The sequence below is a fragment of the Sphingomonas sp. Ant20 genome, from assembly GCF_000783375.1.
Classification (GTDB): Bacteria; Pseudomonadota; Alphaproteobacteria; order Sphingomonadales; family Sphingomonadaceae; genus Sphingomonas; species Sphingomonas aerolata.
This window is the reverse complement of the sequence record NZ_JRVI01000032.1, coordinates 1-10,198: the sequence shown is the minus strand read 5'-3', so window position 1 is coordinate 10,198 and position 10,198 is coordinate 1. Positions and strand designations below refer to the sequence as shown.

At 68.5% G+C, this 10,198-nt stretch carries 7 protein-coding genes and 1 pseudogene; 3 read left to right on the top strand and 5 right to left on the bottom strand.

Going from position 1 to position 10,198, the window contains the following annotated elements; genetic code table 11:
* The coding region (locus NI18_RS06270; RefSeq protein ID WP_037528825.1) for an EAL domain-containing protein at positions 1 to 958 on the top strand (958 nt) is incomplete at its 5' end.
* Positions 959 to 975: 17 nt separating this feature from the next.
* Positions 976 to 1,398: a nuclear transport factor 2 family protein gene (locus NI18_RS06265; protein WP_084215058.1), complete on the top strand. Its 423-nt coding sequence runs from the start codon at positions 976 to 978 to the stop codon at positions 1,396 to 1,398.
* Between the two features lie 12 nt (positions 1,399 to 1,410).
* Here NI18_RS06265 and mfd read toward each other — a convergent pair.
* Both mfd and NI18_RS06255 read right to left on the bottom strand, forming a co-directional pair.
* Positions 1,411 to 4,880 (bottom strand): annotated as a pseudogene (gene mfd, locus NI18_RS06260) (transcription-repair coupling factor).
* A 128-nt stretch (positions 4,881 to 5,008) separates the two neighbouring features.
* Entirely contained in the window at positions 5,009 to 5,275 is a 267-nt protein-coding gene (locus NI18_RS06255; RefSeq protein ID WP_031395519.1) for a succinate dehydrogenase assembly factor 2, read from the bottom strand.
* Positions 5,276 to 5,348: 73 nt separating this feature from the next.
* On the opposite strand from NI18_RS06255, the gene recG reads away from it, so the two are divergent.
* On the top strand, positions 5,349 to 7,400 hold the full coding sequence (gene recG / locus NI18_RS06250) for an ATP-dependent DNA helicase RecG (RefSeq protein WP_037528820.1): 2,052 nt from the start codon (positions 5,349 to 5,351) through the stop codon (positions 7,398 to 7,400).
* A gap of 12 nt (positions 7,401 to 7,412) precedes the next feature.
* Here the strand turns inward: recG and NI18_RS06245 are convergent, their stop codons facing one another.
* From NI18_RS06245 to NI18_RS06235, 3 genes are all read right to left on the bottom strand, one after another.
* A complete protein-coding gene (locus tag NI18_RS06245) occupies positions 7,413 to 7,730 on the bottom strand; it encodes a PilZ domain-containing protein (protein ID WP_031439643.1) in 318 nt (105 codons plus the stop codon).
* A gap of 105 nt (positions 7,731 to 7,835) precedes the next feature.
* A complete protein-coding gene (tyrS, locus tag NI18_RS06240; protein WP_031439642.1) occupies positions 7,836 to 9,059 on the bottom strand; it encodes a tyrosine--tRNA ligase in 1,224 nt (407 codons plus the stop codon).
* Between the two features lie 205 nt (positions 9,060 to 9,264).
* Positions 9,265 to 10,197 (bottom strand): M23 family metallopeptidase, encoded by a 933-nt coding sequence (locus tag NI18_RS06235; protein ID WP_084215057.1) that lies wholly within the window; start codon positions 10,195 to 10,197, stop codon positions 9,265 to 9,267.
* Between the last annotated feature and the right edge of the window lies 1 nt (position 10,198).

Below are 10,198 nucleotides of genomic sequence, written 5' to 3'. Positions count from 1 at the left end.
GCGGTCGCCAGGGCCGTTCAACGCGCTGGCGGTGCTCGGCTGCCGGTTCGGTGTCGCGAGCCACCAGCCGGGGGATCCCAGCGATCCGGCGGACGGTGCCGCGACTCTGATGCGGCGCGCGTTCGGTGCGCTCGCCAAGGCCAAGACCAGCGACGGCGCGATGCTGCAGATCGCATCGGCGGCGCACGACATGTCGCTCGATGCGCTGGCGATCGACCTGCACCACGCGATCGAGCTCGACGAGATCGACATCCGCTTCCAGCCGCAGGTCGAGATTGCGAGCGGACGGATCACGGGCGTCGAGGCGCTCGCGCGCTGGGATCACCGCAAGCTCGGGCCGCTGGGCGCGGATGCGCTGTTTGCGGCCGCGGACCGCGCCGATCTGGGGATCGCGCTGTCCGACCATATCCAGCGGCTGGTCCTGGCACGCGCGCTGGCATGGCCCGAGGCGCTGGCGACGCTGCGCGTGTCGCTCAACCTCACCGCGGCGGATATCGCGCGGCCCGGCTTCGCCACGCTGTTCCTCGCGCGGGTCGACGATAGCGGCTTTCCGCGCGGGCGCCTGACCGTGGAGATCACCGAGACCGGGCTGATCGCGGATCTCGCCAGCGCGTCGACGCTGCTCACCGAATTGCGCGGGGCGGGGTGCCGCGTCGCGATCGACGATTTCGGCACGGGCTATTCGAGCCTCGCTTATCTCAAGGACCTGCCGCTCGATTATGTGAAGATCGACAAGGCGCTGGTCCACGACATTGGCGGCAGCCCGCGCGACCGGGTCGTCGTCGCCGGCGCAATCACGATGGCGCGGTCGCTGGGCCTGTCCGTGATCGCCGAGGGGGTCGAGACACGCGAGCAGCTGGAGCTGCTCGCGGCGTGCGGGGCCAGCCTGTATCAGGGCTTCCTGCTGTCCGAACCGGTCGGCGACGCGGCCTTGCTCGAACTGGTGACCCGGACATGAGCCGGGCAGGATCCGCGATGATCGTCGCGGTTGCCGCAGCGACGGCCGTCACGCCCGTACTGGCCGCGCCCGACCGGGCACCCGCGTCGGTGGCGATCCGGGAGGCGATGGCGGCGAGCGCGGCGGGGTGGAATGCGGGCGACCTCGCCCGGTTCGTCGCGGTCTATGCCGAGGATGCGGTCTTCGTGACGCCCAAGGGTCTGGTACGCGGAAAGGCCGCGATAACAGCGCGCTATGCGCCGAGCTTCACGGGCGGTGGCAATACCCGGGGGCAGCTGAGCTTCGTCCCGGCCGAGCTGCGCGGGATCGATCCGACCCACGCCCTGCTGGTCGCGCGCTGGACGCTGACCGGCGCGACCTCGACCGAGACGGGGATGACGACCTTGCTGTTCGAGCGGCGCGGCGACGCATGGAAGATCGTCGCCGATCACAGCAGCTGAGCGCGGCGGCGCTCAGCCCGCCGCCTTTGCCAGCCCCTTCGACAATTGCAGCGCGCCGTGCAGCCGTGCCTTGGGATCGCCCCAGGCGCGCTGGAGCACCAGCTTGCTGTCGGGCCGCAGCCGCGCGACGCCGTTGAGCCGTTCGACATAGGCGAGCAGCTTGTCGATATTGGGCGGGGTGTCGTTGTGGAACGACACGAGCACGCCGCGCGGACCGACGTCGATCTTCGACACGCAGGCACGTTTCGCGTTCAGCTTTATCTCGATGACCTTGATCAGGTTCTCGGTCGCGTCGGGCAGCGGGCCGAAGCGATCGATCATCTCGGCGGCGAACGCCTCGATCTCCTGACCCTCCTCGAGCTCGTTCATGCGGCGATACAGCCCCATGCGGAGGTCTAGATCGGGGACATACTCCTCGGGGATGAGGATCGGTGCGTCGACCGTGATCTGCGGCGAGAAGTCCTTCGGGCGTGCGGAGGCGAGACCGCCGGACTTGGCGTCCATGATCGCCTCCTCGAGCATCGCCTGGTAGAGTTCGAAGCCGACCTCCTTGATGTGCCCGGTCTGCTCGTCGCCGAGCATGTTGCCGGCCCCGCGGATATCGAGATCGTGGCTCGCCAGCTGGAACCCGGCGCGAGCGAATCGAGATCGGACAGCACCTTCAGCCGCTTCTCGGCGGTCACTGTCATCTGCCGCTCGGGCGGGGTGACCAGATAGGCATAGGCGCGCGTCTTCGAGCGGCCGACGCGCCCGCGTAGCTGGTATAGCTGGGCGAGGCCGAAGCGGTCGGCGCGGTGGACGATCATCGTGTTGGCGGACGCGATGTCGATTCCGCTCTCGATGATCGTGGTCGAGACCAGCACCTCGAACTTTTTGTCGTAGAAGGCGGACATGCGCTCCTCGACCTCGGTCGGCGACATCTGGCCGTGCGCGACGACGAAACGGATCTCGGGCACCTGTTCGCGCAGGAACTCCTCGATCTCGGGCAGGTCGGCGACGCGCGGGGTGACGACGAAGCTCTGCCCGCCGCGATAATGTTCGCGCAGCAGCGCCTCGCGCAGGACGACGGGGTCGAACGGCATGATGTAGGTGCGCACCGCGAGGCGATCGACCGGCGGGGTCTGGATCACCGACAGCTCGCGGATGCCCGACATCGCCATCTGCAGCGTGCGCGGGATCGGCGTCGCGGTCAGCGTCAGCATGTGGACGTCGGCCCGGAGCGCCTTCAGCCGCTCCTTGTGCGTGACGCCGAACCGCTGCTCCTCGTCGACGACGACAAGGCCCAGCCGCTTGAAGTCGATATTCTTCGCCAGCAGCGCGTGCGTGCCGATGACGACGTCGATCGTGCCGTTCGCCAGCCCCTCCTTGGTCGCCTTCGCCTCGCTCGCGGTGACGAGCCGCGAGAGGCGGCCCATGTTCATCGGGAAGCCTTCGAACCGGCTGACGAAGTTGTTGTAATGCTGGCGCGCGAGCAATGTCGTCGGGCAGACGATCGCGACCTGCTTGCCGCCCATCGCCGCGACGAACGCGGCGCGCAGCGCGACCTCGGTCTTGCCGAAGCCGACATCGCCGACGACGAGCCGGTCCATCGGCTTGCCCGCGGACAGATCGGCGAGAACCTCCTCGATCGCGCGGTCCTGATCCTCGGTCTCCTCATAGGGGAAGCGATCGACGAAGCTGGGATAGCCGCTGGCGTCGGGTTCGAGCACGTCGCCGGGATGGAGCGCGCGCTCGGCGGCGGTCGCGATGAGCTCGCCCGCAATCTCGCGGATCCGCTCCTTCATCTTCGACTTGCGACGCTGCCAGCCTTCGCCGCCCAGCTTGTCGAGCGATGCGCCTTCCTCCGACGAGCCGTAGCGCGAGAGGACGTCGATATTCTCGACCGGCACGTAGAGCTTGTCGCCGCCGGCATAGCTCAGTGCGACGCAGTCGTGCGGGCTCTGGCCGACGGGGGATCGAGGTCAGCCCCTCGTACCGGCCGATGCCGTGTTCGGTATGGACGACGAGATCGCCGGGCGTCAGCGTCGCCAGTTCGGCGAGGAACGCGTCGGCGGATTTCTTGCGCTTCTTGCGGTGGACGAGGCGGTCGCCGAGCATGTCCTGCTCGGTGAGGACGGCGACACCGGGCGCGGTGAAGCCGTGGTCGAGCGGGAGGACGACCAGCGCGACGCCGAAGCTTTTCGCGGTATCCGCGACGCCGAGCGCCTCCTGCCAGGTTTCGGCGTGCTTGCCGCCTTTCAGTCCGTGATCGGCGAGCAGGCTTCCCAGACGTTCGCGTGCGCCGATCGAGTAGCTGGCGAGGATCGGCTTGCGGCCCTGCTTGCGTAGTTTCTCGACGTGATCGGCGACGGCTTCGTAGATGTTCGCCTGTGCGGCGCGTTCGGGGCCGAAATCGCGCGGGCCGTCGACGTCGAAGTCGAGCACGGTGGCGCTGGTCGGCTCGTGAAAAGGCGTGACGACATGCGCGGTGGCGGCGTCGAGCGCGACGGACCAGTGCGGCGCGTCGAGATAGAGCGCGGTCGCACCCAGCGGGCGATAGCTGCCGGGCTGCGCGGCTTCGGCGCGCCGGCGATTCGCATAGTAATCGGTGATCGATTCGAACCGGCTCTCCGCCGCGGCGCCGACCCCGCTGTCGCGGACGACGACGTCGTCACCGCCGAGATGGTCGAACAGCGTCGCCATCTTGTCCTCGAACAGCGGCAGCCAATGCTCCATGCCGGCGATGCGGCGGCCGTCCGAGATCGCCTGATACATCGGATCGCCCGTCGCGGTCGCGCCGAACGCGTCGCGGTAGCGCGTGCGGAAGCGCTTGATCGACTCCTCGTCGAGCAAGGCTTCGGAGGCGGGGAGCAGGACGAAGCCGTCGATCCGGCCGGTGGTGCGCTGGTCGGCGGCGTCGAAGGTGCGGACGCTCTCGATCTCGTCGCCGAAGAAGTCGAGGCGCAGCGCATGGTCCTCGCCCGACGGGTAGAGATCGACGATCCCGCCGCGGACCGCATATTCGCCCTGGTCGTGGACGGTGTCGGTGCGGACATAGCCGTTCGCCTGAAGCAACGTGGCGAGCGTATCACGGCCGATCCGTTCGCCGGGCGCGAGGCGGGCGACGAGCTGGCGGACGCGGAACGGGGTCAGGACGCGCTGGGTCGCCGCGTTGACCGTGGTGAGCAGGAGTTGCGGGCCTTGGGCTTGGCCTGCAGGCGGTGCAGCGCGGCGACTCGCTCGGCCATGATCCGCAGGGTCGGCGAGGCGCGGTCGTAGGGAAGGCAATCCCAGGCGGGGAAGCTCAGCACTTCGAGATCGGGCGCGAAATAGGCCGCGGTCGAGGCGATCGCGCGCATCGCCGCATCATCGGGCGCGATGAACACCGCGCGCGTCTTCGCGGCGCGGGCGAGGTCGGCGAGCAGCGACGGCTGGAACCCCGATGGCACGCCCGACAAGGTGAGCGGGGTGGTCGCGGAGAGGATCGTGTTCAGATCTGGCATATTCGCTTCTCGTTCCCCGGCGAAGGCCGGGGCCCAGTTGGGAAGGCAATCGTAAAACAGGTTTTGACGTCAATCATTGACGTCCCCCAACTGGGCCCCGGCCTTTGCCGGGGAACAGTGTCTCGGCGTTACTTCACGACCGTGACGTAGTTGATGTCGCGCATCGCCTGCATCATCGGGCCGTCCCATTCGGGCGGGCAGGGAATCGAGCCGATCGCCCAGCCCATGATGTCGACGTCCTGCTGTTCGAGCAGTGCCTCGAACCAGTCGAGCTGCTCGGGCGTCCAGCTGCGGCCATAGGTTTCGAAGAAGCCGCCGATCATCATGTCGGCTTCGCGCGTGCCGCGGTGCGAGCTGCGGAAGCCGAGGCGCTTGAGGCGGGTTTCGTGGTCCATCATATCTCCAACGCCGATTGACCGGCGACCCGCTGGCGGCGGGCGTCGGCTGGGCTATAGGGGGCAGATAGTCATGCGACCCGAAATCCTCAATCCGCTGTTCGCCGAAACCCTCGTCCTGAAAGGGGTGGGGCCTGCGCTCGCCAAGCCGCTCGACCGGCTCGGGCTCGCGCGTGTCGTCGACGTCGCCTTCCATCTGCCGACCGGCTATGTCGATCGGGTGCCCCGCACCGAGCTGATGTCGAGCGATGCCGGGCGGATCATCGTCATCACGCTGACCGCGCGCGAGTATCGCGTCAGCGCGGGGCGTGGCCCGACGCGGGTGCAGGCGACCGACGAGCATGGCAACTATGTCAGCCTCGTCTTTTTCGGCGGCAGTTCGGGCTGGGCGAAGAAGCTCCTCCCGATCGGCGAGGCGAAGCGCGTGTCGGGGCGGCTTGACGAATATGGCCAGGAACTGCAGATCGTCCATCCCGATATCGTCGAGCAGGACGAGGAGTTGCGCGAGCGCGAGCCGATCTATCCGCTGTCGGAGGGGCTGACATCGCGGCGGCTGGCGGCGCTGACGACGCAGGCGGTCGCGCGGGCGCCCGATCTGGCCGAGTGGATCGAGCCGGGGCTGAAGGCGAAACGCGAATGGCCGGGCTGGCACGAATCGCTCGCGCGGATCCACGCCGACCCGTCGGATGCCAAGGCGCGCGAGCGGCTGGCCTATGACGAGGTGTTCGCCAACCAGCTCGCGATGACGCTCGTCCGGGCTGATACCCGCAAGCGGCGGGGGCGTGCGCTGCATGGCGACGGGCGGCTGCGGGGCATGCTAAAGCTGCCCTACACGCTGACCGGCGCGCAATCGCGGACGGTGGGGGAGATCGAGGGTGATCTTGCGCAGACCGCGCCGATGCTGCGGCTGCTGCAGGGTGATGTCGGCTCCGGCAAGACTTTGGTCGCGGCGATGGCGATGCTGATCGCGGTCGAGGCGGGGGCGCAGGCGGCGATGCTCGCACCAACCGAGATTCTCGCGCGCCAGCATTACGAGACGCTCAGGAAGACGCTCGCCGGGCTGCCGATCGAGGTCGGCGTGCTGACCGGGCGCGACAAGGGGCGCGTGCGAGAGGCGACGCTGATGGCGCTGGCGAGCGGCGAGATCGATATCCTCGTCGGCACGCACGCGATCTTCCAGGATGCGGTCGCCTATAAGGACCTTGCGCTGGTGGTGGTCGACGAGCAGCATCGGTTCGGCGTCGCGCAACGGATGACGCTCCAGGCCAAGGGGATCGCGCCGCCGCATCTGCTGGCGATGACCGCGACGCCGATCCCGCGCACGCTGACGCTGGCGCAATATGGCGAAATGGACGTCAGCCGGCTCGACGAGATGCCGCCGGGCCGCCAGCCGATCGAGACACGGGTGATTTCGGAGGATCGGCTCGACGACGTGGTCAATGCGCTCGGCCGGCATCTCGCCGACGGCGGGCAGGCCTATTGGGTGTGTCCGCTGGTCGAGGAGAGCGAGAAGAGCGACCTCGCGGCCGCGGAGATGCGCGCGGAGACGCTGCGTGCGCGGTTCGGCGACAAGGTGGCGCTCGTCCATGGCCGGATGAAGCCCGCCGAGAAGGACGCGGTGATGGCCGAATTCTCCGCCGCGCGCACCGCCGTGCTGGTCGCTACGACGGTGATCGAGGTCGGCGTCGACGTGCCCAATGCGACGCTGATCGTGATCGAGCATGCCGACCGCTTCGGCCTGGCGCAGCTCCACCAGCTGCGCGGTCGGGTCGGGCGCGGGAGCGGGCGGTCGATCTGCCTGCTGATGCGTGGGAGCTCGCTCAGCGAGACGTCGCGCGCGCGGCTGGCTTTGATGCGCGAGACCAATGACGGGTTCCGGATCGCCGAGGAGGATCTGCGGTTGCGCGGCGCGGGCGAACTGCTCGGCACGAAGCAGTCGGGCGAGATGGCGTTCCGGCTCGCGACGCCCGACATGATGGCCGACCTGCTGCAATGCGCGCATGACGATGCGCGGCTGCTGATCGATCGCGACGGCGGGCTGGAGGGACCGCGGGGGCAGGCGGCACGCACCGCGCTGTACCTGTTCGACCGCGATGCCGGGGTCGCGTTGCTGCGATCGGGCTGACGGGCGGTCCGGTCAGCCGGTCCGGAGCATCGCCGCGAGCATGCCGTAATAGGCCTTGGGCGGGATCGTCCGGTCGAACGCGCAGCCGATCCGTCCGCCGAGCGACCAGCGGACGTGCGCAAGGATGTCACCGACGATCGGCATGCGGACGTGGAGCCGCTCGCCGGCGTCCAGATCGCCGTCGCAACGCGCCATGAGGCCGCTTGGCGAGACGTTGACCAACGTAAGCCTCAATTCGGTGCCTGCGCTGTCCGCCGCACGCGTGCGGTGCATCACTTCGTCGCGCGGCTCAGACCGCGTCTCGTGCCTAGACGTCGCTTGGTTCGGCATTGGTCAGTCCCCGCTGTGCCCCGGTCGAGGGCTAGGCCGACATCATGAAGCCCGTGCCACCAAGCATCCCTAACGCAGTGTTCATGACCGTGCCGGTCCGGCGGGTCAGCCGGGCAGCAGCATTCCGTGACGCTTCTTGCCGAGGCTGAGGCGGACCGGCGCGGCGACGGGGATCGTGGCGGCGGGGTCGCGCAGCGGTTCGCCGTCGACGCGTACCGCGCCTTCGCCGATCTTGCGTCGCGCCTCGCCATTCGATGCGACGAAGCCGAGCCCGACCAGCGCCTCGACGACGCCGATGCCGGTCCCGGTGCAGGTCAGGCTCGGCAGGGCGTCGCCCGACGCGCCTTCCGCGAAGGTCTTGCGCGCGGTCTCGGCCGCCTGCTCGGCGGCGTCGCGGCCGCGGCACATCGCGGTTGCCTCGTTGGCGAGCACGACCTTCGCGGCGTTGATCTCCGCGCCTTCGAGCGCCTCGAGACGCGCGATCTCGTCGAGCGGCAGGTCGGTGAACAGCCGCAGGAACCGGCCGACGTCGCGGTCGTCGGTGTTGCGCCAGAACTGCCAGTAATCGAAATGCGGCAGCTGATCCTCGTGCAGCCAGACCGCGCCCGACATCGTCTTGCCCATCTTGCCGCCGTCCGCGGTCGTGATCAGCGGGGTGGTGACGCCGTACACTTCGGTGCTGTCCATCCGGCGCGAGAGCTCGATGCCGTTGACGATGTTGCCCCACTGGTCCGAGCCGCCCATCTGCAGCCGGCATCCGGCGCGGCGCGACAGTTCGAGAAAGTCGTAGGCCTGGAGGATCATGTAGTTGAATTCGAGGAAGCTCAGCGACTGTTCGCGGTCGAGGCGGAGCTTCACCGAATCGAAGGCGAGCATCCGGTTGACCGAGAAATGCTGGCCGACGTCGCGCAGGAACGGGATATATTCGAGCGCGTCGAGCCACTCGGCATTGTCGAGCATCACCGCGTCCGTGGGGCCGTCGCCGAACGTCAGGAAGCGTTCGAAGATGCGGCGGATCGAGGCAACGTTGGCCTTGATGCCGTCTTCGCCGAGCAGCTTGCGCGCCTCGTCCTTGAAGCTCGGATCGCCGATTTTGCCGGTGCCGCCGCCCATCAGGACGATTGGCTTGTGGCCGGTCTGCTGAAGCCGGCGGAGCAGCATGATTTGGACGAGGCTGCCGACGTGCAGCGACGGCGCGGTCGGGTCGAAGCCGATATAGCCAGGTACGACCTGCTTGCCCGCGAGCGCGTCGAGCGCGGCGGCGTCGGTCATCTGGTGGACATAACCGCGCGCGGTCAGCGTGGTGAGCAGGTCGGACTGGTAGGTCATGGAGGAGCCACTAGCAGCGGTTGTGCGGTCCGTCATCCCGGCTGCGCGGTCGTCGTCACGGCCCGACGTCATCGCATTCTCAACCGTCATCCTGACGAAAGTCAGGATCCAGGGTTACAGGTCCTGGCGCTCATGGCTCTGGATCCTGACTTTCGTCAGGATGACGGATTTTGGCACGGTAAGTCCGTGGCAACGTACGCGCCGATTACATCCGCGGCAGTTGCGACGACGGGTCGACCGGGGTGCGGCCCTTGCGGAGTTCGAAATGGAGTTCGGGCCGGTCGGCGAATCCGGTGTCGCCTGAGAGCGCGATCGTCTGGCCGCGCTTCACGCTCTGGCCGCGCTGGACCAGGAGTTTCGAGGCATGGCCATAGACGCTGGTCCAGCCGCCGCCATGCTTGACGATCACCAGCCCGCCAAGCGCGGCAATGCCGTCGCCGACATAGGCGACGACGCCGTCGGCGGTAGCGCGGATCGGGGTCGAAACGGGAATGGCGATCTTGATGCCGTCGTTGCGTTCGCCGCTGGCGCCGTGACCGAACCGCTTCACGACGCGGCCATCGACCGGCCAGAGGAAACCGCCGCCCGCGAGCCGTACCGGGGCGGTGACGACCGCGCTTGGCGGCAGGACGCGTCGCGGGGTCGGGGTCGGGCGGACCGGCGCCTGGTTGCTCGCAAGCGCAGGCTCGCCGCCGGTCAGGATGTCGTCGACGTCGAGCGTGAACGCCGCCGCCCGATCGGCAAGGCTGGTGCCGCCTTCGGTGTCGGGGATGACGATGCGCTGGCCCGCACGCAGCACATAGGGTTCGAGCAGCGCGTTGACGGTGACGATGCGCGACCAGGCGACCCCATAGGCGCGGGCGATCGCGATTCCGGTCTCGCCGCGCCGGACCAGGTGATAGCGGCCTGCCGGGATGGTCAGTCGCTGTCCCGCCTGGATCGTGAAGGGCGGTTCGATCGCGTTGGCGCGTGCGATCGCCTCGCTGCTCGCCCCCGAGCGTTCGGCGATGGCGAGCAGCGTATCGCCGGGGCGGACCGTATAGAGTGATTGATCGACGCGTTGCGCATCCGCTGCGACCGGGCGCTCCTCCCAGGCGGGGCGCGGCGCCGAGCGTCGAGACGGGCGGGGTGCGATCAGC

Coding starts and splice junctions, on each gene's coding strand:
- NI18_RS06265 (WP_084215058.1), top strand. CDS start 976: ATGATCGTCGCGGTTGCCGCAGCGACGGCCGTCACGCCCGTACTGGCC.
- NI18_RS06255 (WP_031395519.1), bottom strand. CDS start 5,275: ATGGACCACGAAACCCGCCTCAAGCGCCTCGGCTTCCGCAGCTCGCAC.
- recG (WP_037528820.1), top strand. CDS start 5,349: ATGCGACCCGAAATCCTCAATCCGCTGTTCGCCGAAACCCTCGTCCTG.
- NI18_RS06245 (WP_031439643.1), bottom strand. CDS start 7,730: ATGCCGAACCAAGCGACGTCTAGGCACGAGACGCGGTCTGAGCCGCGC.
- tyrS (WP_031439642.1), bottom strand. CDS start 9,059: ATGACCTACCAGTCCGACCTGCTCACCACGCTGACCGCGCGCGGTTAT.